Below are 23,907 nucleotides of genomic sequence, written 5' to 3' on the forward strand. Positions count from 1 at the left end.
CTGGCCGCATGGTCAATCTGACGCGCATCTACACCCGGACCGGCGACCAGGGCACCACCGCCCTCGGCGACATGAGCAGGACCGCCAAGACCGACCTCAGGATCTCCGCGTACGCGGACGCCAACGAGGCCAACGCCGCCATCGGCACCGCCATCGCCCTCGGCGGCCTGGCCCCGGAGGTCGTGGCGGTCCTCACCCGGGTCCAGAACGACCTCTTCGACGTGGGCGCCGACCTGTGCACCCCCGTCGTCGAGGACCCGAAGTATCCGCCGCTGCGCGTCGAGCAGGCTTACGTCGACAAGCTGGAGGCGGACTGCGACCGCTTCAACGAGGACCTGGAGAAGCTGCGCAGCTTCATCCTGCCGGGCGGTACGCCGGGCGCGGCGCTGCTGCACCAGGCGTGCACGGTGGTCAGGCGGGCCGAGCGGTCCACGTGGGCCGCGCTCGACACCCACGGCGAGAGCATGAACGCGCTCACCGCGACCTACCTCAACCGCCTCTCCGACCTCCTCTTCATCCTCGCCCGGACGGCGAACAAGGAGGTCGGAGACGTGCTCTGGGTGCCGGGCGGGGAGCGCTGACCGGCGCGGCGGGCGGGCTTCAGACCTTGGTGAGGTCGTGCGGCCGCTCGTCGCGCTCCTCCGGGCCCGGCGCCGGCTTCCGCTTGGGGAACAGCGCGTAGCTCAGCGCGATCAGGCCGTGGATGCCGGCGGCGCGCCACGCCATGTACATCCACGAGTCGAGCGAGCCGGTGCGGCCCGGGTCGTCCACGTACCACTTGGCGAGCAGGAGCAGCCCGGAGGCGACCGCCGCCGCGAGGACCGTGCCCAGCCAGACCTTGCCCTCGTGCTGGGCGCGCGCCATGCCGTAGCGCGGCGGGCGCGGCACCGGGGTGCCGTTGAAGCGGTGCGCGGCGTGGCCGTCGAGCCACTTCACGGTGCGGTGGCCGTGGCCGACGGTGTAGCCGATGTAGACCGCGGCGAGGCCGTGCTTCCAGCTCGGGTCGGCCCCGTTCTTCAGGTCGATGGCCGTGACCACGAGCAGGAGCAGTTCGAGCACCGGCTCAAGGAGCAGGATCGCGAGGCCGAGGCGGGGCATCCGCAGCAGGTAGCGGGCGCCGAGGCCCGCGGCGAGGATCACCCAGAAGCCGACCTCGCAGATGATGATCAATGTGACGATCACGGCTCGTTCCTCCTGACGTCGGCCCCGTGGGCCCTGGTCCTCGTACTCACCTCTCCAGGCTCCCGCCGGGAACGCCGGGGATCGTCGTCGCGAGTGACGAATCGCGGCTGCATCCTTCGATGTACCGCGGCTTCACCCGGTATAGGGAGGCCAGGGCGCGCCGGGCCGTGTTGGATGGAGTCATGCCGCTGCCGCTCCCCCGCCGCCCGGACGTCGTCGACGTCCGCATCTGTGTGGTCAGCCTGGTCAGCGGCCTCGGCCTGTACGCGCTCGGCATCACGATGCAGTCCCGTGTGCTCGGCCCGAACTGGTCCCTGATTCCGCTGTTCGTCATGGCGGGTCTGGAGCTGACGCGCCGCACGGCCCCCCAGTTCGCGCTCGGCGCGGGCACCGTCGCGGTCATCGCCGACCAGTTCACGACCGGGAATCTGGCGACGGTCGTGATGTTCACGGACCTGGTGTACGCGGCCGTGGTGTACGGCACGCCCGCCCAGGCCCGACGCATCCCGGTCACGACTGGCCTGATCACGGTCGCCGTGACCGTCGGCTTCCTGGCCTGGTTCCGGCAGGCCGACGCGATCCTCGTGGGCGCCGTGACCGCGCTCGTGTCGTTCGCACCCGCGACCACAGGCGTCCTGGTCCGCAACCACAGGGAGGCCGCGGACCTGGCCAGGCTGCGCGCCGAGCAGACCGCCCTGCTCGCCGAGAAGGACCGCGCGCAGGCCGTCACCGCCGAGCGCGCGCGGATGGCCCGCGAGCTGCACGACATGGTCGCCAACCACCTGTCGGCCATCGCCATCCACTCCACGGCCGCGCTGTCCCTCGACGACCCGCGCACCACGAAGGACGCGCTCACCGTCATCCGCGAGAACAGCGTGGAGGGCCTCGCCGAGATGCGCCGCCTCATCGGCATCCTGCGCGACTCCAGCGGCGACCTGGAACCGGCCGCCGCGCCCACCCTGGACGGCCTCGGCGCGCTCGCCGAGAACGCCCGCACCAACGGCCTGGACGTCCGCCTCGACGACGCCCGCACCCCGGACGACGCGCCCCTGCCGGCGCCGGTCGAGCTGGCCGCGTACCGCATCGTCCAGGAGTCCCTCACCAACGCCCTCAAGCACGCCGCGCCCGGCCTGGTCACCGTGGCCCTCGTCCGGGAGCGCGACGGGCTCCGCGTGCGGGTGACCAGCCCGTTCGGCGAGGTCAAGGGGCCGCGCGCACCCGGCTCCGGCGCCGGTCTCGTCGGCATGGAGGAGCGGGCCGCGCTGCTCGGCGGGACCTTCGATTCCGGCCCCGAGGCGCACCCGGACGTGCCCGGCGCCAAGGTGTGGCGGGTCGAGGCCCGACTGCCCATCGACCCCAAAGACCAAGGAGTCCCCGAATGATCCGCGTGCTCGTCGCCGAGGACCAGTCCGCCGTGCGGGCGGGCCTGGTCCTGATCCTGCGCAGCGCGCCCGACATGGAGGTCGTCGGCGAGGCCGCGGACGGCGAGCAGGCCGTGGCCCTGGCCCGGGAGCTGCGGCCCGACCTGGTCCTCATGGATGTGCAGATGCCCCGGCTCGACGGCGTCTCCGCGACCCGCCAGGTGGTGGCCGAACAGCTGGCGGACGTGCTCGTGCTGACCACGTTCGACCTCGACGAGTACGTCTTCGGGGCGCTGCGCGCGGGCGCGTCCGGCTTCCTCCTGAAGAACACGGAGGCGAAGGACCTCCTGGAGGCGGTGCGCACGGTGGCCCGCGGCGAGGGCCTGATCGCCCCCGCGGTCACCCGCCGCCTGATCGCCGAGTTCGCCACGCCGCAGCGCACCCCGCGCCAGGGCAGCACGGTGGATCCGGCGGTGCTCGACACCCTCACCCGCCGCGAACGCGAGGTCCTCTCCTGCCTCGGCGAAGGCCTCTCCAACGCGGAGATCGCCGGCCGCCTGGACATGGCGGAGGCGACGGTGAAGACCCATGTGAGCCGCCTGCTCGGCAAGTTGGAGCTGCGCAGCAGGGTGCAGGCGGCCGTGCTCGCCCAGGAGCTCGGCGTCTGACCGCCGATCGGCCTGACGGCCCCGTCCGCCATCGCCGGACGGGCCATTTCCACCCCGTTCCATCCAACTCCCGCTCTTCGGGCATTGGTTCAGACCCTTGACCGTTGGTCCAGACCTTTCTATTCTCGCGGCACTGCGGTGGGCACAAGGAAGGCACAGCACGTGCACAACGTGCTCACGGGCGTCGCAGGGCTCAGCCCCCACCCCCGGAACTCGACCGAGGAGCACCCCTTGCGCGTCAGACACAGGTCAAGACATCGGCTGACAGCCGGGCTCACCACCCTCCTGCTCCCCTTCGCCACCCTCGTCGCACTCGGCGGATCCGCCGAGGCAGCCCCGGCCACGGCGCCGAAGAGTGCGCAGGCCGCGCCGAAGGCCGCCGCCGGGGCCACCGCCACGTACGCCAAGACCCAGGACTGGGGCTCCGGCTTCGAGGGCAAGTGGACCATCAAGAACACCGGCACCACCGCCCTCAGCTCCTGGACGGTCGAGTGGGACTTCCCCGCCGGCACCAGGGTGACGTCGGCGTGGGACGCGACGGTCACCAACTCGGGCAACAAGTGGACCGCGAAGAACCTCGGCTGGAACGGCTCCCTCGCCCCCGGCGCGACCGTCTCCTTCGGCTTCAACGGCTCAGGCCCCGGCTCCCCGTCCAACTGCACGCTGAACGGCGAGAGCTGCGACGGCGGCGGCCAGCCCGGCGACAACCCGCCCTCCGCCCCCGGCACCCCGACCGCGTCCGACATCACCGACACCTCGGTGAAGCTGGACTGGAAGGCCGCGACGGACGACAAGGGCATCAAGAACTACGACGTGCTGCGCGACGGCGCGAAGGTCGCGACGGTCACCGGCACCTCGTACGCGGACTCGGGCCTCACCAAGGGCACCGACTACTCGTACAGCGTCCAGGCCCGCGACACCGCGGACCAGACCGGGCCCGCCAGCGGCTCGGTGAAGGTGCGCACCACCGGCGGCGGCACGGACCCCGGCCCCGGCGACAAGGTGAAGCTCGGATACTTCACCAACTGGGGCGTCTACCAGCGCAACTACCACGTGAAGAACATCGTGTCCTCCGGCTCCGCCGAGAAGATCACGCACATCAACTACGCGTTCGGCAACGTCCAGGGCGGCAAGTGCACCATCGGTGACGCCTACGCCGACTACGACAAGGCGTACACCGCCGACCAGTCCGTCGACGGCGTCGCCGACACCTGGGACCAGCCGCTGCGCGGCAACTTCAACCAGCTGCGCAAGCTGAAGGCCAAGTACCCGCACATCAAGGTCCTCTGGTCGTTCGGCGGCTGGACCTGGTCCGGCGGCTTCACGGACGCCATGAAGAACCCGGAGGCGTTCGCGGACTCCTGCTACAAGCTGGTCGAGGACCCGCGCTGGGCGGACGTGTTCGACGGCATCGACCTCGACTGGGAGTACCCGAACGCGTGCGGCCTGAGCTGTGACTCCAGCGGCCCGGCCGTGATGAAGACGATGATGCAGGCGTTCCGGACCAAGTTCGGCGCGAACAACCTCGTCACCGCCGCCATCACCGCCGACGCCTCCCCCGGCGGCAAGATCGACGCGGCCGACTACGGCGGCGCCGCGCAGTACACCGACTGGTACAACGTGATGACGTACGACTTCTTCGGCGCCTGGGACGCCAAGGGTCCGACGGCCCCGCACTCGCCGCTGACCGACTACCCGGGCATCCCGAAGGGCGGCTTCAACTCCGCGGCGGCGATCAACAAGCTCAAGGCCAAGGGCGTACCGGCCAAGAAGCTCCTGCTCGGCATCGGCTTCTACGGCCGCGGCTGGACCGGCGTCACCCAGAAGGAGCCAGGAGGCACGGCCACCGCGGCCGCGCCGGGCACCTACGAGGCGGGCATCGAGGACTACAAGGTCCTCAAGAACTCCTGCCCGTCCAACGGCACGGTCGCGGGCACTGCCTACGCCCACTGCGGCAACAACTGGTGGTCGTACGACACCCCGGCGACGATCCGCGCCAAGATGGCCTGGGCGAAGGAGCAGGGCCTCGGCGGCGCCTTCTTCTGGGAGTTCAGCGGCGACACCGCGAACGGCGAACTGGTGACAGCGATCAATGACGGCCTGAAGTAACGGGCCCGCACGACGAAGCCGGGAAGGCGGGAACGCCCCCCGCCTCCCCGGCTTCTCCACACCCTCCCGTCAGCGGCGCAGCTCCGAACCGTAGTCCGATCCGTACGGCGGCCCGTACTGCGATCCGTACTGCGATCCGTACTGCGATCCGTATGAGGAGCCGTGCTCCTGCCGCTGGCAGGTCTCCGCGTACACCCCGAACTGCGCGGGGACGGGCACCTGGTGGCCGTGGCCGCCGTGAGCGCCGCCGGATCCGCGGCCCGACCGCGAGGGCCACCACGTCGCCCGGCCGAGCATCGCCACCACCGCGGGCACCAGGACGATCGAGAGGACGAGCGACGACAGACCGATGCCGAGCGCGGTGACGAGGCCTATCTCCTGGGTGGCCGGGGACGGGTTCACGGCGAGGCTCGCGAAGGAACCCGCGAGGACGACTCCGGCGGTGACGATGGCCGGGGCCGTGTGCCGCACCGCGTCGGCCACCGCCTGCCGGGCCGAGCCCGGCCGTCCCATCTCCTCCCGGATGCGGTCACTGATCAGGATGTTGTAGTCGGTGCCGAGGGCGACGACGAACAGGAAGAGGACGAGCGGCAGCGTGAAGGACACGCCCGGCCGGTCCAGGAGGTGCTGGAAGACGAGCACGCCGGACCCGAGCGTCGCCGTGAAGCCGAGCCCGATGGCGAGCATGAGCACCAGCGGCGCGAGCAGGCTGCGCAGCAGGGCCACCAGGATCAGGGCGATCAGCCCGGCGGCGACCGGGAAGACCACTTTGAGGTCCTTCGACACCGCCTCGGAGATGTCCGAGAAGATCGCGGCCTGGCCGGAGACGTGGGCCTCGGTGCCGGGCGGCGCCGCCTTGGAGACGACCGGCCGCACCTCGTCGGAGACAAGGTCGCGGGCCCGCTGCGACTGCACGTCCACGTCCAGGTAGAAGTCCACCTTCGCGGCCGTGTGCTCCTTGTTGAGCACCGGCGGCGCCACGCGCCCGACGCCCTTGACCGCCTTCAGGTCCTTGGTGAGTCCGGCAAGGCCCGCCCGGTCGATCGTGCCCTTCTTCGTCCCGTCAGCCGCGACGTACACGGTGTGCGGGCTGTCCACGCCGCCGGGCAGCGCCTTGGAGATCTCCTTGGCGGTCACGGCCGCGGGGGTGTCGTCGGGGCCCGAGTCCGTGCCGTAGTCCATCTTCATGCCGAGCGCGCCGGCGCTCAGCGCGAGAAGCAGTCCGACGCTCGCGGCCACGAAGAGGAACGGACGCCGGGCCACGCGCTCCCCGAGCCGCGCGCTCGTCCCCGGCCGCGGCTCCTTGCGCAGCGACCGCGACGGCCAGAACATCTTGCGCCCGGACACCGCGAGCAGCGCGGGCATGAAGGTGAGGCTGGCGACGAGCATCACCAGGACGCACACCGCGATGGCTGGGCCGAGCACCTGGAACTGTCCGAAGCTGGCGATGCCCAGGGTGGCGAACGCCGCCACGATGGTGAGCGCTGCCGACGCGATCGCCGCGCCGACCCGGCCCGCGCACTCCGCGGCCACGTCCCGGGGGCGCGCCGCCGGATCGGCCCTCAACAGCTCGCGGAAGCGGAACAGCAGGAACAGGAAGTAGTCGATGCCGATGCCCAGGAGCACCACGGTGATCAGGGACGGTGTCGACGGGTCGAGCTTGAAGTCGAACAGCATCGCCGCACCGACCACCGCGCCGGTCGCGGCGCCGCCGATGACCGTGACCGCGAGCAGCGGCAGGAGCGCGGCGAGCACACTGCGGAACGCGAGTACGTTCAGGAGCACGATGAGCCCCATGGTCAGGATCCCGACCAGCTTCTCGGTGTCCTCCTGGTCGTCCGCCGTATCGGCGAGGTCCGCGAGGCCGCCGGTGAACCCGGTGCGCAGGTCCGCCCGGCCGAACTCCTGCTCGGCGCGGTCGCGGAAGTCACGGAAGAGGTCCTGGAGCGCGGGGTCGTTCCTGTTGCCGTCGAGCGAGACGGAGACGAGCCGGAAGGAGTGGTCGGGCGCGTCGGACAGCGGCCGCACGACGGGCGTCTGGGAGTGGTCGTCAAGCAGGAACGACGGCATGTCGTCGGGGTTGGGCATCTTCAGGCGGTGCTTGCCGAGCCCGGCCGCGATCCTGTCGATGCGCGCACGGTCGCCCGCGGCGAGATCGCGCCCGTCCTCGCGGGCAACGAGCACGGTGACGGCGTTGTCGTCGGGCTTCGCCCCGAACTCGTCCTCGGCGATGCGCAGCGCGGCCGCCGAGTCGTACGACTTCGGCAGGAAGCCCGCGACATCGGGCTCGGTGACGCTGTTCAGCTTGGCCTGGCCGACCAAAGTCAGCGCGATGCCGACGACCGCCCAGAGCAGGATGAACTTCCAGGCATGGCGTGTGGTGCAGGCCGTCAGGGATCTGATCACGGTTCCGGTTCCTCCGGCGGGTGGGTGGAGCCCGGTCCCACCGGGCCCTTCCAGAAGATCACCGGCACCCCGCCGGATCCTCACCCGCGGCGACGAAACCGCCCCGGGACCAGGGCCACGGCCCGCCGCCGGGGCAGGACCCTGCTCCCAGCCGCGAGCTCCCCCCGAAGGATGACGCCCGCACCGGCCCCGCAGACTGGAATGGACCCAAACGTCCCCGCGGTAAGGAGTACGACGGCATGCTCGCGCGCAGCCACCCGCCACGGCCCGGCGGCCTGAGGCCCAGCCGCCGTGAGGTCCAGGTGGCGCTCGGCGCCCTGGTGCTCGACCTCACCGCGTACACACTGAACGTGGGGACCAACGGCGTGAACTGGAACGCGGGCGTCTTCGCGCTGCACTTCCTGTTCCCCGTCTGCCTGGTCGTGCTCCGGCGCCACCCCCTGGCCGCCCTCGCCGCCGTGCTCGTCACCCTGACCGTCATCAGCTGCGTCGCCGCCAACGCGTACGGGCTGTCCATCTCCCTCGTCGTCGCCCTGTTCACCGTGGGCCTGGAGCGGCCGCAGCGCGTAGCGGTGGCCGCGGGGGCGGTGGCCGTCGTCGCGCTCCAGGCGACCGGGATCGGCGCGGACGAGGAACTGGTGCGCGCGCTCGTCGGGGACGTGGTGGGCGTCGGCATGGCGGTCGTCGCGGGCTGTGCCGCGCGCCAGTGGCAGCGGCAACTCGCCGCCCACCGCGAGCTGCTCGCCGCGGGCGCGGTCGCCGCCGAGCGCCGCCGCATCGCCCGCGAACTGCACGACGTCGTCGCGCACCACATCACCGCCATGCAGCTGATGGCGGGCGGCGCCCGCAAGGTGGTCCAGCACGACGTGGACCTCGCCCAGGACGCCCTGAAGTCCCTGGAAGACTCCGGCCGCCTCGCGCTCAGCGAGATGCGCCAGCTCCTGGACGTCCTGCGCACCGACGAGGACGCCGAGGGCAGCCCGGCCGCTCCCCAGCCGGACGTGACCGACCTGCCTCGGGTGATCGTCGAATCGCGCCAGGCGGGGGTGGACACCGAACTGCTCGTCGACGGCGTCCGCCAGGAGCTCGCCCCCACCCTCGGCCTCACCGTGTTCCGGATCGTCCAGGAAGCCCTCACCAACATCCGCAAGCACGCGGGCGCCGCCCGCGCCACGGTGCGCCTCGACTACGGGCCCGAACTGCTCACCGTCGAGATACGCGACGACGGCCCCGGCACCACCGCCCCGCGCAGGGGCCGCGCCGGACACGGCCTCGTCGGCATGCGCGAACGCGTGGCCCTGCACGGGGGCACGCTGGCGACGGGCCCCCGGCCCGAAGGCGGCTTCCGGGTCCTTGCGACACTGCCCCTGCCCGCCGCCGAGCAGGCCCCCGCGCCCCACCAGAGAGCGACGATCCGTTGACCGCAGCCGAAAGCCCCCTGACCGTCCTGATCGCCGACGACCAGCCACTCGTACGCAGGGGACTCACGCTCATCTTCCACGCCAACCCCGGCGTGAGCGTCGTCGGCGAAGCCGGGGACGGCCGCGAGGCCGTGGACCTCGCGCTCCGGCTCCGGCCCGACGTGGTCCTCATGGACATCCGCATGCCCCGCCTCGACGGAGTCGAGGCGACCGCGGCCCTCGCCGCCGAGCTGCCCGACTGCCGCGTCCTCGCCCTGAGCACCTTCGACATGGACGAGTACGTGGTCGGGGCGCTGCGCGCGGGCGCCGCGGGCTTCCTGCCCAAGGACGTGTCACCCGAGGAGCTGGTGGCCGCGGTCCACACCGTGAGCCGCGGCGAGGCGGCGGTGGCCCCGCGGCTGCTCACCCGGCTCATCTCGGCCTACGTCACCACACCGGCGCCCCGGGTCGCGACGCGGCACATCCGCCCCGACCTCACGTCCCGCGAGACGGACGTCTGGACGCTCATCGCCCGGGGGCACGACAACACGCAGATAGCCGAGGAACTCCGGATCAGCCCCTCCACGGTGAAGAACCACGTCACCGCAGTCTTCGCCAAACTGGGTGCCCGCGACCGCGCCCAGGCGGTCATAGCGGCCTACGAATCGGGCCTGGTCACGGCGGGCGAGTAGGCTTCGCGGGCCGCCCCGGGGCGGCCTACGCCACGTTCACCCGCTGGCCGGGCGGTGCGGCCTCCAGCCAGGCCAGGAAGCCGGTCAGCGCGTCCTCGCTCATCGCGAGCTCAAGGCGCACCCCCCGGTGCAGGCAGCCGAGCACCACCGCGTCGGAGAGCAGCGCCAGCTCCTCCTCGCCGTCCGGGGCACGCCGGTCCACGACCTCGATCGCCGAGCGCTCCAGGATGCGGCGCGGCCGGGGCGCGTACGAGAAGACGCGGAACCACTCGACCCGGTCGCCGTTGTAGCGGGCGACGCCGTAGCCCCAGCCCTTGCCGGAGACGCCCGCGGACTCCTTGGGGTCGGGGGCGTGCCAGCGCAGGCTGCAGTCGAAGGTGCCCCCGGAGCGCTGGATCAGCCGACGGCGCAGTCCGAAGACGAAGAGCCCCAGCAACACCAGCGCGATCAACACAAGTCCGCACACGAGCAGAACGAGGATCATCGGCACCGACCTCCTCGCCTCAACACGACTTCTCGAAACGGACCAAACAACCGCACCCGGAACCGCACCCGCATCGCCTCAGCCGCGACCAGGTCCGGAAGGCTCCGGTCCTGGCCGCGGCTGAGTCACGTTACGCCGCGCGCCGGGGGTCAGCGCGCCGCCACCGCGCGAAGTCGGACGTCGGCGCGCCGCTCGGCGGAGGCGTCGGCCTCCGACTTGGCACGCTCGAGCGCCCGCTCAGCACGCTGGACGTCGATCTCGTCGGAGAGCTCGGCGATCTCGGCGAGCAGCGACAGCTTGTTGTCGGCGAACGAGATGAATCCGCCGTGCACCGCGGCGACGACCGTCCCGCCGTCGCTCGTACGAATGGTCACCGGGCCCGACTCCAGCACACCGAGCAGCGGCTGGTGACCGGGCATGACGCCGATGTCGCCGGACGTGGTGCGCGCGACGACCAGGGTGGCCTCGCCGGACCAGACACTGCGGTCCGCGGCGACCAGCTCGACATGCAGCTCAGCAGCCAAGGGTGGCTCCTCGGGTCACCACCCGGCGGTTCAGCCGGGTGTTGGGTCAAATTCTAGTGGGCGTAGGGAGAAGGGCGGACACGACCCCGTCGTGCGGGGTGTACCCGCCCCTCTCCCGGTGAGCTGCTTGGCTCAGGAGACGCCGAGCTCCTTGGCGTTCTTCTTCAGGTCCTCGAGACCACCGCACATGAAGAACGCCTGCTCCGGGAAGTGGTCGTACTCGCCGTCGCAGATCGCGTTGAAGGCCGCGATCGACTCGTCGAGGGACACGTCCGAACCGTCCACGCCGGTGAACTGCTTGGCGGCGTGGGTGTTCTGGGAGAGGAAGCGCTCCACACGACGGGCACGGGACACGACGAGCTTGTCCTCTTCGCCGAGCTCGTCGATACCGAGGATCGCGATGATGTCCTGGAGGTCCTTGTACTTCTGCAGGATTCCCTTGACGCGCATGGCGGCGTCGTAGTGGTCCTGCGCGATGTAGCGCGGGTCCAGGATGCGGGACGTGGAGTCCAGCGGGTCCACGGCCGGGTAGATGCCCTTCTCGGAGATCGGACGGGAGAGCACCGTCGTCGCGTCGAGGTGGGCGAAGGTGGTGGCCGGGGCCGGGTCGGTCAGGTCGTCCGCGGGGACGTAGATCGCCTGCATCGAGGTGATCGAGTGACCACGGGTCGAGGTGATGCGCTCCTGGAGGAGACCCATCTCGTCGGCCAGGTTCGGCTGGTAGCCCACCGCGGAGGGCATGCGGCCGAGCAGGGTCGAGACCTCGGAACCGGCCTGGGTGAAGCGGAAGATGTTGTCGATGAAGAACAGCACGTCCTGCTTCTGCACATCGCGGAAGTACTCCGCCATGGTCAGACCGGCCAGGGCCACGCGCAGACGCGTGCCCGGCGGCTCGTCCATCTGGCCGAAGACCAGCGCGGTCTTGTCCAGAACGCCGGCTTCCTCCATCTCGACCATGAGGTCGTTGCCCTCACGGGTGCGCTCACCGACACCGGCGAAGACGGAGACACCGTCGTGCAGCTTGGCCACACGGACGATCATTTCCTGGATCAGCACGGTCTTGCCGACACCGGCACCACCGAACAGACCGATCTTTCCACCCTTGACGTACGGGGTGAGGAGGTCGACGACCTTCAGGCCGGTCTCGAACATCTCGGTCTTGGACTCGAGCTGGTCGAAGGCCGGGGCCTTGCGGTGGATCGTCCAGCGCTCGGCCTCGGCGACCGTGGACGGGTCGTCGTTCAGGACCTCACCGAGGGTGTTGAACACCCGGCCCTTGGTCACGTCGCCGACCGGCACGGAGATGCCCGCGCCCGTGTCGGTCACCGGGGCCTGGCGGACCAGACCGTCGGTGGGCTGCATCGAGATCGCGCGGACCACGCCGTCGCCCAGGTGCTGGGCGACCTCGAGGGTCAGCGTCTTCTTCGCGCCCTCGGTCGACGGGTCGTCGACCTGGACGTGCAGGGCGTTGTAGATCTCCGGCATCGCGTCGACGGGGAACTCCACGTCGACGACCGGGCCGATCACCCGGGCGACGCGGCCCGTGGCAACGGCCGTCTCAACAGTGGTCGTCATTACTTGTCACTCCCCGCGGTCGCGTCGGACAGGGCTGCGGTGCCGCCGACGATCTCGCTGATTTCCTGGGTGATTTCGGCCTGGCGGGCCGCGTTGGCAAGCCGGGAGAGGTTGTTGATCAAGTCTCCGGCGTTATCGGTGGCCGACTTCATCGCGCGGCGCGTGGCGGCGTGCTTGGAGGCAGCCGACTGCAGCAGCGCGTTGTAGATGCGGCTCTCGACGTAGCGCGGCAGCAGGGCGTCGAGGACGTCCTCCGCCGACGGCTCGAAGTCGAACAGCGGCAGGATCTCGCCCTTCGCCGTCGACTCCTCGGCCACCTCATCGAGGCTGAGGGGCAGCAGGCGGCCGTCGACCGCCGTCTGCGTCATCATCGACACGAACTCGGTGTAGACGATGTGGAGCTCGTCCACGCCGCCCTCGGCCGTCTCCGTCTCGATGGCCTCGATCAGCGGGCCCGCGACCGCCTTGGCGTCCGCGTACTCGGGCTGGTCGGTGAAGCCGGTCCACTGCTTCGCGATCGTGCGCTCGCGGAAGTTGTAGTGGGCCACACCGCGGCGGCCGACGACGTAGACGTCGACCTCCTTGCCCGCGGCCTCGAGGCGCGCGGTCAGCTGCTCCGCGGCCTTGATGGCGTTGGAGTTGAAGGCGCCGGCGAGACCGCGGTCGCTCGTGAGGAGCAGCACCGCGGCACGCGTCGACGTCTCCGGCTCGGTCGTCAGCGGGTGCTTGGTGTTCGAACCGGTGCCCACCGCCGTGACCGCGCGCGTCAGCTCGGTCGCGTACGGCGTGGAGGCCGCCACCTTGCGCTGCGCCTTGACGACGCGCGAGGCGGCGATCATCTCCATCGCCTTGGTGATCTTCTTGGTCGCGGTGACGGATTTGATGCGACGCTTATAGACCCGGAGCTGGGCTCCCATGAGTCAGGTCCCTTCCGTCGTCACTTGCCGGCAGCGGCAGGAACGTCCTCGCCGAGAAGCTTCCCGTCCGAGGTCTCGAACTGCTTCTTGAACTCCGCGACGGCGTCACCGATGGCCGTGATCGTGTCGTCCGACATCTTGGCGCCCTCCTTGATGGAGGTCATCAGGCCCTGCTCCTTGCGGTGCAGGTAGTCGAGCAGCTCGCGCTCGAAGCGCCGGATGTCGCCCACCGGTACGTCGTCCATCTTGCCGGTGGTGCCGGCCCAGACGGAGATGACCTGGTCCTCGGTCGCCATCGGCTGGTACTGCGGCTGCTTGAGCAGCTCGACCATGCGCTGGCCACGCTCAAGCTGCGCCTTGGACGCGGCGTCCAGGTCGGAACCGAAGGCGGCGAACGCCTCCAGCTCACGGAACTGGGCGAGGTCCACGCGCAGTCGGCCGGAGACCTGACGGATCGCCTTGTGCTGCGCGGAACCACCGACTCGGGAGACGGAGATACCGACGTTCAGCGCGGGACGCTGACCGGCGTTGAACAGGTCCGACTCCAGGAAGCACTGGCCGTCGGTGATGGAGATGACGTTGGTCGGGATGAACGCCGAGACGTCGTTCGCCTTGGTCTCGACGATCGGCAGACCGGTCATCGAGCCCTTGCCCATCTCGTCCGAGAGCTTCGCACAGCGCTCGAGCAGGCGGGAGTGCAGGTAGAAGACGTCACCCGGGTAGGCCTCGCGGCCCGGCGGGCGGCGGAGCAGCAGGGACACGGCGCGGTAGGCGTCGGCCTGCTTCGACAGGTCGTCGAAGACGATGAGGACGTGCTTGCCCTCGTACATCCAGTGCTGGCCGATGGCCGAGCCGGTGTACGGCGCGAGGTACTTGAAGCCGGCCGGGTCGGACGCCGGGGCGGCGACGATGGTCGTGTACTCCAGGGCGCCGGCCTCTTCCAGGGCACCGCGCACGGAGGCGATGGTGGAGCCCTTCTGACCGATGGCGACGTAGATGCAGCGGACCTGCTTGTTCACGTCACCGGAGCGCCAGTTGTCGCGCTGGTTGATGATCGTGTCGACGGCCAGGGCGGTCTTGCCGGTCTGGCGGTCACCGATGATCAGCTGACGCTGACCGCGGCCGATCGGGGTCATCGCGTCGACGGCCTTGTAGCCGGTCTCCATCGGCTCGTGCACCGACTTGCGCTGCATGACCGTGGGGGCCTGCAGTTCAAGGGCACGGCGGCCGGACGTCTCGATCTCGCCGAGGCCGTCGATCGGGTTGCCGAGCGGGTCGACGACGCGGCCGAGGTAGCCCTCGCCCACCGCGACCGAAAGGACCTCGCCGGTGCGCTGCACCGACTGCCCCTCCTCGATACCGCTGAACTCACCGAGGATGATCGAACCGATCTCGCGGTCTTCCAGGTTCAGCGCGAGACCGAGGGTCCCGTCCTCGAACTTCAGCAGTTCGTTGGCCATGGCCGAGGGCAGGCCCTCGACCTTCGCGATGCCATCGCCGGCCAGGGTGACCGTACCGACCTCCTCGCGCGAGGCCGCGTCCGGCTTGTACGCCTGGACAAAGTTCTCCAGCGCGTCCCGGATCTCCTCCGGCCGGATCGTGAGCTCCGCCATCTGGGTTCCCTGCTCTCCTTGATTGGGCCCGAAGTTTCTTTGGGGGATCTGGGGGCTCCCCCCAGAAACTTTGCATCCTGTGCACGGCCCAACCCGGGCCGTCGATCTTGCTTGTTGAGTTACTGGCCCGCCATGCGGCGGTGCGCGTCCTCGATGCGGTCCGCGATGGAGCCGTTGATGACCTCGTCGCCCACCTGCACCCGGATCCCGCCGAGGACCGTCGGGTCCACGTCGAGGTTCAGGTGCATCTGGCGCCCGTAGATCTTCGCGAGCGCCGCGCCGAGCCGCTGCTTCTGCTGGTCCGACAGCGGAACGGCGGAGGTGACGACGGCGACCATGCGCTGCCGGCGGTCCGCGGCCAGCTTGGAGAGGGACTCGAGGCCCTCTTCCAGGCTACGTCCACGGGGCGCGGTCACAAGACGCTCGACCAGACGCTCCGTGACGACGTCCGCCCGGCCGTCGAGCAGACCGCGCACGAGGCCGCTCTTGGCGGTGGCGTTCGCGGCCCGGTCGGTGAGCGCCGACCGCAGCTCGGTGCTGGAGGAGACGATCCGGCCGAACCGGAAGAGCTCGTCCTCGACGCTGTCCAGCGCGCCCGACTTCTGCGCGGCGGTCAGGTCGGCGAGGTCGGCCAGCTCCTCGAGGCCGTCCACCAGGTCGCGCGACTGCGACCAGCGGGAGCGCACCATGCCGGCCACCAGGTCGGCGGTCTCGCCGCCGACCTTGCCGCCGAGCAGGCGTCCGGCCAGTTCCGCCTTGGCCTCCGAGGACTGCGCGGGGTCGGTGAGGACCCGGCGCAGCGAGACCTCGCGGTCGAGCATCGCGGTGACCGCGGCCAGCTCGTCCGCGAGCTGCTTCGCGTCGACCGAGGTGTTGTCGGTCAGCGCGTCGAGACGCTCACGCGCGGCGGCCAGGGCCTCGCGGCTGGCTCCGTGCGCTGTCATCGAGTGGCCTCGGCCTTCGCGTCGAGGTCGTCGAGGAAGCGGTCGATGGTGCGGCTCTGCCGGGCGTGCTCCTCGAGGGACTCGCCGACCAGCTTGCCGGCCAGTTCGGTGGCCAGCTGGCCCACGTCCTGGCGCAGCGACTGCGCGGCGGCCTTGCGGTCGGCCGCGATCTGGGCGTGACCGGCGGCGACGATCTCCTCGCGCTGCCGCTGGCCCTCGGCCCGCATCTCGGCGATGAGCTGGGCGCCCTGCTCCTGCGCCTCCTGGCGCAGCCGCGCGGCCTCGTGCCGGGCCTCGGCGAGCTGAGCCTTGTACTGCTCAAGGACGCTCTGGGCCTCGGTCTGAGCGGCCTCGGCCTTCTCGATACCGCCTTCGATCGCCTCCCGGCGCTCTTCCAGAACCTTGTTGATGTTCGGGATGAGCTTCTTCCAGAAGAAGAAGAAAACGATGGCGAAGGCGATGGCGCCGACAAGCAGCTCGGGGCCCGGAGGAATGAGCGGGTTCTGCTCTTCCTCGGCCGCCAGCTGAACCAGGTTGGCGATCACATCAGTGCCTTTCGTCGAACGGGACTATTCGTCTGCGGCGATCAGGAGCCGTAGACGAACGGCATGACGATGCCGATCAGGGCGAGCGCCTCACAGAAGGCGAAACCGAGGATCTGGTTGGCACGGATCAGACCAGCGGCTTCGGGCTGACGGGCGAGCGCCTCGGTGCCCTTGCCGAAGACGATGCCGACACCGATGCCGGGGCCGATGGCCGCGAGGCCGTAGCCGATGGAGCCGAGGGCCTTGATGTCACCCTGGAGGGCGGCGAGCTCGAGAGTCGCGGACATGCCGTTACTTCCTTCTCTTTCTTGGACCGGTGGGGGTTGGCCACCGGGCGCTTAGGGGGTTGCGGGAGGGGGCTCAGTGGTGCTCGGCGAGAGCGCCCTGGATGTAGGAGCAGGCGAGGAGCACGAAGACGTACGCCTGGACGGCCTGCACGAAGAGTTCGAAGCCGATCATCGCGATGGTCATCACGAAGGAGACACCGGCGGCCGGGATCAGCCAGCTGTTCAGGAGGTACCAGGAGGCGACGGTGAACATCACCAGCATCAGGTGACCGGCGAACATGTTGGCGAAGAGTCGCACCGCGTGCGTGAAGGGGCGCACGAGGAGGTTCGAGAAGAACTCGATGAACGCGACGAGCCACTTGATCGGGCCGAGGGAGTTGTCGTAGCCGGTGATGTTCTTCCAGCCGCCGACGAAGCCGTGGCGCTTGAACGTCAGGGGGACCCAGACGAAGTACACGATGCCCGCGAGAACGAACGGGTAGGCGATGACCGACGACACCGGGAACTGGGCCAGCGGGATCACCGACCAGATGTTCATGATCCAGATGAAGAAGAACAGCGAGACCATCAGGGGGACGTACTTCTCGCCGTCCTTCTTGCCCATGGTCTCGTACACGATCCCGCGGCGTACGAAGTCGTAGCCGGCCTCGCCGATCATCTGGACCTTGCCCGGGACCATCTTCGCCTTGCCGAAAGCGGCGTAGAAGAAGGTCACCACGAGCGCGGTCGAGATCAGGGCGAGCAGCATCACCTTGTTGAACTCGAACCCACCGACCTCGAAGATCGGCTTGAAGAGGAACGAGTGCAGGCCCGGAGCCGGGAAGCCACAGCCGTTGTCGGACATGATCCGACAGCTCCAGTCAAAGGCGAGCTCAGTTTGGTCAGCACTCACCGCGGGCTCCTTCGGCGTGACGCATAGGTACGGCAACCTCGTTGTCGTGTCGGCGCGGCGCGCAGCCGCGGGTCGGCACCGGACTGGTGTTTCGGAAGTGTGAGCGGCGGACAGGCATCGAGCCTCGCGATGGTGCAGGCGTCAGCTCAGATGCCCGCGCCTGCAGTGCCGCAGTTGGCACCGGACGATAGCAGGATCTCGAACGGGCATTTATCCCGGCCCTACCACTCACGTCGAGGACCCCGACTTCTCCGCCTTTTCGCTCTTCTTGGAAGAGTTGGCGGAGGAAGGTTCGGGTTCCGGGTCGACGTAGAAGATCTTGGCCTTCATGTGCGCGCGAGCCTGTGACGCCATCCACACGACGGTCGAGACGGCGAGCGCGAGCGCGAAGACCTTCGGGTTGAACAAGGTGGTGTCCTTGAACAGACCCATGAAGACGAGAAGCAACAGCAGCTGGGCGACGTAGAGCATCATGCCCATCGCCTGGAACAGCTGCGGAAGCGATTTTGCCGTCCGCTGCAGGACGTACACACCGAGTCCCATGAAGGCGACGACCACCGCGGTGCCGACGACAGCGCCGATTGCTCCCTTGCCGCCCGAGACCACACCGCTGACGACGGCGATGATCGCGCCGGCGGCGGCCGTGGGCACGGCGCACTGCAGGAGATTCCGGGTGTCTTGAGACGGCATGGCGGCAACTCCGCTTACAGATGGGGGCAGGGTGTCGTCATGGACGAGCGTAGACCCGGACCGAGTGGGGTCCTCGGGCCAAGAGACCGTCGCACTACGGTCCTTCGGCTCTGTCGCCGGGTTTCGTGAACGGTATCACAAACTATTTGATGAGGTCTTTACCTGCCAGGTGTGCCCGCCGTCACACATGAGAAGTAATCCGCGCGTCTGTGCACGAGGGCGGGCGCATTGTCTGGTAATGGACGCTTTGGTGCTGGCGTCAACGCGGCGAACCGGCCTTGCGCCGGTCCAGGAAGCGCGGGCGGGTGCCGAGGGCGGTCGCGCCGTTGACGCCCGCGCCGACCGGACGGCGGGACGGCCCGTCCGCATCGCCGGGGGCATCGGCGGTGTCGGCCCCGGTGGGCCTCCCCGCGCCCTCCCCCGCCGTCTCCGCGGCTCCGGCGGCCCCACCGGCACCGGCCGCCGCAGTGGCGTCCCGCGTCCCGTACGCGGCCTCGGCGGCCGCCGCCCGCCTGCGCCGGTACCGCGGCGGCACGAAGCTCTCCGCCCAGCCGGGGGTGCGCGGGGTGAAGCGGGGCAGCAGGAGCAGGGCGAGGCCGACCGCGCTGAAGAAGACGATCAGGAGCAGGATCCACATGCTCGTGGAGTGCACCGAGTAGGCCACGGTGCCGAAGGCGATGAGGGCCGACCAGAAGTACATGATCAGGACCGCGCGGCTGTGCGAGTGGCCGACCTCGAGGAGCCGGTGGTGCAGGTGGCCGCGGTCGGCGGCGAACGGCGACTGGCCCTTCCAGGTGCGGCGCACGATGGCGAGCACCAGGTCCGCGAACGGGATCGCGATGATCGTCAGCGGCATCAGCAGCGGGATGAAGACCGGGAGCATCGCGTGCGTGGCGTCCCGGGTGCCGCCCAGGTTCAGCTTCATCGCGTCCGGGTCGACCTGCCCGGTGATGGAGATGGCGCCCGCGGCCAGCACCAGACCGATGAGCATCGACCCCGAGTCGCCCATGAAGATCCTGGCCGGATGCATGTTGTGCGGCAGGAAGCCCAGGCACATGCCCATCAGGATGGCCGCGAAGAGCGTGGCGGGGGCGGCGGCCTCGATGCCGTACCCGTACCAGATGCGGTACGCGTACATGAAGAACGCCGCGGCCGCGATGCACACCATGCCCGCCGCCAGGCCGTCCAGGCCGTCGACGAAGTTCACGGCGTTGATCGTGATGACCACCAGGGCGACGGTGAGCAGCGTGCCCTGCCACTGGGTGAGGGACACCGTGCCGGCGCCCGGGATGGGCAGCCACAGGATCGTCAGACCCTGCATGACCATCACGCCCGCGGCGATCATCTGGCCGCCGAGCTTGATCAGCGCGTCGATCTCGAACTTGTCGTCGAGGACCCCGATGAGCCAGATCAGCGCGGCGCCGGAGAGCAGCGCGCGCGGCTCGTTCGACTTCGTGAAGACCTCGTTGAGGTTCGGCAGGTGGTCGGCGACCAGGAGGCCCGCGCACAGGCCGAAGAACATCGCGATTCCGCCGAGCCGGGGCGTCGGCTCCCGGTGCACGTCGCGCGCGCGGATCTCCGGCATGGCGCCGGCCACGATCGCGAACTTCCGCACCGGGCCGGTCAGCAGGTAGGTCACCGCGGCCGTGATGCAGAGCGTCAGCAGATATTCACGCACGGGCTTCCCCACAGGTATCGCTGGCCATCTCAGCACCACACCCTAGCTTCGCGCGCATAAGGTTGGGGACGTCTGGGTAGCGACGATCGTTGCACAAGTCCGCTACACGGGTGCGGATCGCCCTCTGTCCGTACTCGGATACGGCGGAAACCGGCCCGCCAGTTCCCGCACCGTGTCCCTGACTTTGGCCTCCTCACGGACCGCGCCCGCGAACAGGGCGGCGATCCTTGCCATTTCACCCTCGCCCATGCCCTGCGTGGTGACGGCCGCCGTCCCGAGCCGCAGTCCCCGGCCGTCGCCGACCGTGCCATCAGCGGCTCCGCCGCGGGGCAGCGCGCAGGTGTCAAGGACGAGTCCGGCCGCGGCGAGACGGCCGCGGGCCACCGCCGCCGTCACCCCTTGCGGGGTCGGGTCGGCCAGAATCAGATGCGTGTCCGTGCCGCCGGTGCTGATGTCGAACCCCTCCTCCGCCAGCGCCTGCGCCAACACCTTTGCGTTCGCCACGACTTGGTGCGCGTACGCCGTGAAGGCCGGTGTCGCCGCCTCGCCGAACGCCACCGCCTTGGCGGCGATCGTGTGCATCTGGGCGCCGCCCTGCGTGAACGGGAACACCGCCCGGTCGACCCGCTCCGCCAGCTCCCGGCGGCACAGGATCATGCCGCCGCGCGGGCCGCGCAGGACCTTGTGCGTCGTCGCGCACACGACGTCCGCGTACGGCACCGGGTTCGGTGCCGCGCCGCCCGCCACCAGGCCCACGGGGTGGGCGGCGTCGGCGATCAGATGGGCGCCCACGTCGTCCGCCACCTCGCGGAAGGCCGCGTAGTCGATGTGCCGGGGGTAGGCGATCGAGCCGCACACGATGGCTTTCGGCCGATGCCTGCGCGCCAGCGCCCGCACTTCCTCGTAGTCGATCAGCTCCGTCTCCGGATCGAGGCCGTACCCCACGAAGTCGAACCAGCGTCCCGAGAAGTTCGCGGGCGACCCGTGCGTGAGGTGGCCGCCGTACGGCAGGCCCATCGCCAGGACCGTGTCCCCCGGGCGCAGCAGGGCCGCGTAGGCCGCGAGGACGGCCGCGGAGCCCGAGTGCGGCTGTACGTTCGCGTGGTCGGCGCCGAACAGGGCCTTCGCGCGGTCCGTGGCGATGCGCTCCGCCACGTCCACCAGCTCGCAGCCGCCGTGGTGGCGGGCTCCCGGGTAGCCCTCCGCGTACTTGTTCGCCAGTAGCGAGCCCAGGGCCGTGAGGACGGCCTCCGACGTGAAGTTCTCCGCCGCGATCAGCTGCAGGCTGCTCGACTGTCGCGCCAGCTCGCCGAGCACCACGTCGGCCAGCTCCGGGTCCTGCCGCCGCAGCCCCGCGTACGCCGCCGCAGCGGCGGCGGGTCCCGCGTCGGCCGTCGTCATCTCTCCAATGTAGGCCGGGGGTGGTGGGGGTGCGCGGTGGGCGCTACCGCGACGGTCCCCAACCCCGCCCCTTCCCGGAACCGGGGGCTCCGCCCCCAGACCCCGCTCCTCAAACGCCGGAGGGGCTATATCTAGCCCGTCCGGCGTTTGAGGACGAAGCGCGGAGCGCCGATACGGGGGTCCAGGGGGCGCAGCCCCCGGTTTCGGAGGAGGGGCGGGACTGGGGCGCACCCGCGAGGCCACTACGCCCGCGCCGCCGGCACCCCCGTCAACGCCGTCACCACCGGCTCGATGGCCTGCTGGATCTCGCCGCCGACGGAGCGGAAGAAGGGCAGGGGGGCGCCGTAGGGGTCGTAGACCTCGTCGGCCTCGGCGGAGGGGGCGAGGAGCCAGCCGCGGAGGGCGGCGGCGGCGCGGACGAGGGCGCGGGCGCGCTCGACGATGCCGTCGGTGCCGTCGGGGTCGGGCAGCGTGGCCGGGTCTATGGCCCGCACGAGCCGGGTGAACTCCTTCAGGGTGAAGGTGCGAAGCCCGGCGGAGTGCCCCATGGAGATGACCTGCGCCCGGTGGTCCCGGGTCGCGGTGAGGACGAGGTCGGCCCGGATGACGTGGTCGTCGAGGAGCTCACGGCCCACGAAGCCGGAGGCGTCGGCCCCGAAGTCCGCGAGGACGGCCTCGGCGTTGGTCTCCATGGGCGCGCCCTCGTGCCCCCAGGTCCCGGCGCTCTCGACGACGAGCCCTCCGGTGAGGGGGTCGCCGAGCCGGTCGGTGAGGGCATGCCGGGTCAGCCGCTCGGTGATGGGTGAGCGGCAGACGTTGCCGGTGCTGACGTGGAGGATGCGGAAGCTGCCGGGTGTGCCCGCGGCTCCGAGGGAACCGAAGGCCACCGAGTGCTCGGCTGTCTCGCTGCGGCCCGCTATGCCACGCCCCGGCTCAGGGGCCCTCAATTGGCCACCTCGAGGTCGGGTACGACCTTGCGCAGCTCGTCCGCGTCGAGCGCGCCGGCGCGCAGCAGGACGGGGACCTTGCCGGTCACGTCCACGATGGAGGAGGGCACGATGCCGGGCGTGGGGCCGCCGTCGAGGTAGACGGAGACGGAGTCGCCGAGCATCTCCTGGGCGGCGTCGCAGTCCTCCGGCGCCGGGTGCCCGGTGAGGTTGGCCGAGGACACGGCCATCGGGCCGACGTCGGTGAGCAGCTCGATGGCGACGGGGTGCAGGGGCATGCGGATGGCGACGGTGCCGCGGGTGTCGCCGAGGTCCCACTGCAAGGAGGGCTGCTGCCGGGCGACGAGGGTGAGGGCCCCCGGCCAGAAGGCGTCGACGAGCTCCCAGGCGGACTCGGAGAAGTCCGTGACGAGGCCGTGCAGGGTGTTCGGGGAGCCGATGAGGACGGGCGTCGGCATGGAGCGGCCGCGGCCCTTGGCGTCGAGGAGGTCGGCGACCGCCTCGGGGCTGAAGGCGTCGGCGCCGATGCCGTACACGGTGTCGGTGGGCAGCACGACCAGTTCGCCACGGCGGACGGCGGACGCGGCCTCGCGCAGACCGGTCGAACGGTCGGTCGCGTCGTTGGTGTCGTATCGCCGTGCCATCAGCTGGCCTCCTCGTACACGTACGTCTCGTCGGCGTACATCACGTGCATCGTCTTCTTCGTCGCCGCGGTGGTCACGGCAGCGCCTTGCGGGCGGTCGCGAACCGCGGCCGGTTGTTCAGGTCGGGGTGGTCGGCGGCGTCCGCCCAGCCCCGCTCCTCCGTGAAGATCCACGGCACTTGGCCGCCCTGGGTGTCCGCGTGCTCGACCACGACGACCCCGCCGGGCCGCAGCAGCCGGTGCGCGGTGCGCTCGATGCCGCGGATCAGGTCGAGGCCGTCCTCGCCGGAGAACAGGGCGAGTTCGGGATCGTAGTCCCGGGCCTCCGGCGCAACGTACTCCCATTCCGTCAGCGGGATGTACGGGGGGTTGGAGATGACGAGGTCGACCTGACCGTCGAGCTCGGGGAACGCGTCGCGCGCGTCGCCCTGGCGCAGGTCGACCCTGGACCCCTCGACGTTCTTGCGCGTCCACGGCAGCGCGTCCGAGGACAGCTCCACGGCGTGCACGCGCGAGCGCGGGACCTCCTGCGCCATGGCGAGGGCGATGGCGCCCGAGCCGGTGCACAGGTCGACGATCAGCGGTTCGACGACGTCCATCGCCCGGACGGCGTCTATGGCCCAGCCGACGACCGACTCGGTCTCGGGGCGGGGCACGAAGACGCCGGGCCCGACCTGGAGCTCCAGGTAGCGGAAGAAGGCGCGGCCGGTGATGTGCTGGAGCGGCTCGCGGGCCTCGCGGCGCGCGATGGTCTCCCAGTAGCGGGCGTCGAAGTCCGCGTCCTTGACGGAGTGCAGCTCGCCCCGCTTCACGCCGTGCACGAAGGCGGCGAGCTCCTCCGCGTCGTTGCGCGGCGAGGGCACGCCGGCGTCGGCCAGCCGCTGGGTGGCCTGGGCCACTTCCGCGAGCAGCAGGTTCACGCTGGTCCTCCGGGGGGCGGTTCGTCGAA

At 70.4% G+C, this 23,907-nt stretch carries 23 protein-coding genes; 6 read left to right on the forward strand and 17 right to left on the reverse strand.

The features are described from left to right. Window positions 1-8 precede the first annotated feature (8 nt). Window positions 9-581, forward strand: coding sequence for a cob(I)yrinic acid a,c-diamide adenosyltransferase (locus QUY26_RS11825; protein ID WP_289945765.1), 573 nt, complete (start codon window positions 9-11; stop codon window positions 579-581). Window positions 582-600: 19 nt separating this feature from the next. Here the strand turns inward: QUY26_RS11825 and QUY26_RS11830 are convergent, their stop codons facing one another. Continuing rightward, window positions 601-1,182, reverse strand: a complete 582-nt coding sequence (locus QUY26_RS11830) for a hypothetical protein (protein WP_289945767.1) — start codon at window positions 1,180-1,182, stop codon at window positions 601-603. 182 nt (window positions 1,183-1,364) lie between these two features. Between QUY26_RS11830 and QUY26_RS11835 the strand changes: the two genes are divergently transcribed. From QUY26_RS11835 to QUY26_RS11845, 3 genes are all read left to right on the forward strand, one after another. Next, a complete protein-coding gene (locus QUY26_RS11835; protein ID WP_289945768.1) occupies window positions 1,365-2,564 on the forward strand; it encodes a sensor histidine kinase in 1,200 nt (399 codons plus the stop codon). After that, window positions 2,561-3,211 (forward strand): response regulator, encoded by a 651-nt coding sequence (locus QUY26_RS11840; RefSeq protein ID WP_289945769.1) that lies wholly within the window; start codon window positions 2,561-2,563, stop codon window positions 3,209-3,211. Before QUY26_RS11835 ends, QUY26_RS11840 begins: the two co-directional genes overlap by 4 nt. Window positions 3,212-3,442: 231 nt before the next feature. After that, window positions 3,443-5,320, forward strand: coding sequence for a glycoside hydrolase family 18 chitinase (locus QUY26_RS11845; protein ID WP_289945770.1), 1,878 nt, complete (start codon window positions 3,443-3,445; stop codon window positions 5,318-5,320). A gap of 69 nt (window positions 5,321-5,389) precedes the next feature. Here QUY26_RS11845 and QUY26_RS11850 read toward each other — a convergent pair whose 3' ends face one another. Then, window positions 5,390-7,726 (reverse strand): MMPL family transporter, encoded by a 2,337-nt coding sequence (locus QUY26_RS11850; RefSeq protein WP_289945772.1) that lies wholly within the window; start codon window positions 7,724-7,726, stop codon window positions 5,390-5,392. Window positions 7,727-7,965: 239 nt separating this feature from the next. Here QUY26_RS11850 and QUY26_RS11855 point away from each other — a divergent pair, with 239 nt between their 5' ends. Continuing rightward, window positions 7,966-9,147: a sensor histidine kinase gene (locus QUY26_RS11855; RefSeq protein ID WP_289945773.1), complete on the forward strand. Its 1,182-nt coding sequence runs from the start codon at window positions 7,966-7,968 to the stop codon at window positions 9,145-9,147. Beyond that, window positions 9,144-9,818, forward strand: a complete 675-nt coding sequence (locus QUY26_RS11860) for a response regulator (RefSeq protein WP_289945775.1) — start codon at window positions 9,144-9,146, stop codon at window positions 9,816-9,818. Before QUY26_RS11855 ends, QUY26_RS11860 begins: the two co-directional genes overlap by 4 nt. A gap of 25 nt (window positions 9,819-9,843) precedes the next feature. On the opposite strand, the gene QUY26_RS11865 is transcribed toward QUY26_RS11860, so the two are convergent. From QUY26_RS11865 to prmC, 15 genes are all read right to left on the reverse strand, one after another. Next, window positions 9,844-10,302 (reverse strand): DUF2550 domain-containing protein, encoded by a 459-nt coding sequence (locus QUY26_RS11865; protein WP_289945778.1) that lies wholly within the window; start codon window positions 10,300-10,302, stop codon window positions 9,844-9,846. 149 nt (window positions 10,303-10,451) lie between these two features. Continuing rightward, a complete protein-coding gene (locus QUY26_RS11870; RefSeq protein ID WP_016643256.1) occupies window positions 10,452-10,826 on the reverse strand; it encodes a F0F1 ATP synthase subunit epsilon in 375 nt (124 codons plus the stop codon). A 132-nt stretch (window positions 10,827-10,958) separates the two neighbouring features. After that, window positions 10,959-12,401: a F0F1 ATP synthase subunit beta gene (gene atpD, locus QUY26_RS11875; protein WP_289945781.1), complete on the reverse strand. Its 1,443-nt coding sequence runs from the start codon at window positions 12,399-12,401 to the stop codon at window positions 10,959-10,961. Then, window positions 12,401-13,318: a F0F1 ATP synthase subunit gamma gene (locus QUY26_RS11880; RefSeq protein ID WP_289945783.1), complete on the reverse strand. Its 918-nt coding sequence runs from the start codon at window positions 13,316-13,318 to the stop codon at window positions 12,401-12,403. Before QUY26_RS11880 ends, atpD begins: the two co-directional genes overlap by 1 nt. Before the next feature lie 20 nt (window positions 13,319-13,338). Then, window positions 13,339-14,931 carry a F0F1 ATP synthase subunit alpha gene (gene atpA, locus QUY26_RS11885; RefSeq protein ID WP_289945785.1) on the reverse strand — a complete coding sequence of 531 codons (1,593 nt, stop codon included), beginning with the start codon at window positions 14,929-14,931 and terminating at the stop codon, window positions 13,339-13,341. Between the two features lie 119 nt (window positions 14,932-15,050). Beyond that, window positions 15,051-15,875 carry a F0F1 ATP synthase subunit delta gene (locus QUY26_RS11890; RefSeq protein WP_289945788.1) on the reverse strand — a complete coding sequence of 275 codons (825 nt, stop codon included), beginning with the start codon at window positions 15,873-15,875 and terminating at the stop codon, window positions 15,051-15,053. Next, window positions 15,872-16,420, reverse strand: coding sequence for a F0F1 ATP synthase subunit B (locus QUY26_RS11895; protein ID WP_289945791.1), 549 nt, complete (start codon window positions 16,418-16,420; stop codon window positions 15,872-15,874). The genes QUY26_RS11890 and QUY26_RS11895 overlap by 4 nt, the downstream gene beginning before the upstream one ends. Before the next feature lie 41 nt (window positions 16,421-16,461). Further along, window positions 16,462-16,707: an ATP synthase F0 subunit C gene (gene atpE / locus QUY26_RS11900; protein ID WP_016643250.1), complete on the reverse strand. Its 246-nt coding sequence runs from the start codon at window positions 16,705-16,707 to the stop codon at window positions 16,462-16,464. Between the two features lie 73 nt (window positions 16,708-16,780). Then, window positions 16,781-17,551: a F0F1 ATP synthase subunit A gene (gene atpB / locus QUY26_RS11905; protein ID WP_033264375.1), complete on the reverse strand. Its 771-nt coding sequence runs from the start codon at window positions 17,549-17,551 to the stop codon at window positions 16,781-16,783. A gap of 276 nt (window positions 17,552-17,827) precedes the next feature. Continuing rightward, complete coding sequence (locus QUY26_RS11910; RefSeq protein WP_289945797.1) at window positions 17,828-18,289, reverse strand: hypothetical protein; 462 nt, start codon at window positions 18,287-18,289, stop codon at window positions 17,828-17,830. A 259-nt stretch (window positions 18,290-18,548) separates the two neighbouring features. After that, window positions 18,549-19,967 carry an MraY family glycosyltransferase gene (locus QUY26_RS11915; protein ID WP_289945799.1) on the reverse strand — a complete coding sequence of 473 codons (1,419 nt, stop codon included), beginning with the start codon at window positions 19,965-19,967 and terminating at the stop codon, window positions 18,549-18,551. Window positions 19,968-20,069: 102 nt separating this feature from the next. After that, the gene (gene glyA, locus QUY26_RS11920) at window positions 20,070-21,368 is read right to left on the reverse strand and encodes a serine hydroxymethyltransferase (RefSeq protein ID WP_289945801.1); all 1,299 of its coding nucleotides are present in this window, start codon (window positions 21,366-21,368) and stop codon (window positions 20,070-20,072) included. A gap of 242 nt (window positions 21,369-21,610) precedes the next feature. Then, window positions 21,611-22,315, reverse strand: coding sequence for a protein-tyrosine-phosphatase (locus tag QUY26_RS11925; protein ID WP_289945803.1), 705 nt, complete (start codon window positions 22,313-22,315; stop codon window positions 21,611-21,613). Next, window positions 22,312-22,959: an L-threonylcarbamoyladenylate synthase gene (locus QUY26_RS11930; RefSeq protein WP_289945805.1), complete on the reverse strand. Its 648-nt coding sequence runs from the start codon at window positions 22,957-22,959 to the stop codon at window positions 22,312-22,314. Before QUY26_RS11930 ends, QUY26_RS11925 begins: the two co-directional genes overlap by 4 nt. Before the next feature lie 73 nt (window positions 22,960-23,032). Next, window positions 23,033-23,878: a peptide chain release factor N(5)-glutamine methyltransferase gene (gene prmC / locus QUY26_RS11935; RefSeq protein WP_289945807.1), complete on the reverse strand. Its 846-nt coding sequence runs from the start codon at window positions 23,876-23,878 to the stop codon at window positions 23,033-23,035. Between the last annotated feature and the right edge of the window lie 29 nt (window positions 23,879-23,907).

The sequence above is a fragment of the Streptomyces flavofungini genome (genome assembly GCF_030388665.1).
Taxonomy (GTDB): domain Bacteria; phylum Actinomycetota; class Actinomycetes; order Streptomycetales; family Streptomycetaceae; genus Streptomyces; species Streptomyces flavofungini_A.

Bases quoted from the DNA above. Each gene is read 5' to 3' on its own strand.
- QUY26_RS11825 (WP_289945765.1), top strand. From the start codon at position 9: ATGGTCAATCTGACGCGCATCTACACCCGGACCGGCGACCAGGGCACC.
- QUY26_RS11835 (WP_289945768.1), top strand. From the start codon at position 1,365: ATGCCGCTGCCGCTCCCCCGCCGCCCGGACGTCGTCGACGTCCGCATC.
- QUY26_RS11840 (WP_289945769.1), top strand. From the start codon at position 2,561: ATGATCCGCGTGCTCGTCGCCGAGGACCAGTCCGCCGTGCGGGCGGGC.
- QUY26_RS11855 (WP_289945773.1), top strand. From the start codon at position 7,966: ATGCTCGCGCGCAGCCACCCGCCACGGCCCGGCGGCCTGAGGCCCAGC.
- QUY26_RS11865 (WP_289945778.1), bottom strand. From the start codon at position 10,302: ATGATCCTCGTTCTGCTCGTGTGCGGACTTGTGTTGATCGCGCTGGTG.
- atpD (WP_289945781.1), bottom strand. From the start codon at position 12,401: ATGACGACCACTGTTGAGACGGCCGTTGCCACGGGCCGCGTCGCCCGG.
- QUY26_RS11880 (WP_289945783.1), bottom strand. From the start codon at position 13,318: ATGGGAGCCCAGCTCCGGGTCTATAAGCGTCGCATCAAATCCGTCACC.
- atpA (WP_289945785.1), bottom strand. From the start codon at position 14,931: ATGGCGGAGCTCACGATCCGGCCGGAGGAGATCCGGGACGCGCTGGAG.
- QUY26_RS11890 (WP_289945788.1), bottom strand. From the start codon at position 15,875: ATGACAGCGCACGGAGCCAGCCGCGAGGCCCTGGCCGCCGCGCGTGAG.
- atpE (WP_016643250.1), bottom strand. From the start codon at position 16,707: ATGTCCGCGACTCTCGAGCTCGCCGCCCTCCAGGGTGACATCAAGGCC.
- atpB (WP_033264375.1), bottom strand. From the start codon at position 17,551: ATGTCCGACAACGGCTGTGGCTTCCCGGCTCCGGGCCTGCACTCGTTC.
- QUY26_RS11910 (WP_289945797.1), bottom strand. From the start codon at position 18,289: ATGCCGTCTCAAGACACCCGGAATCTCCTGCAGTGCGCCGTGCCCACG.
- glyA (WP_289945801.1), bottom strand. From the start codon at position 21,368: ATGACGACGGCCGACGCGGGACCCGCCGCCGCTGCGGCGGCGTACGCG.
- QUY26_RS11930 (WP_289945805.1), bottom strand. From the start codon at position 22,959: ATGGCACGGCGATACGACACCAACGACGCGACCGACCGTTCGACCGGT.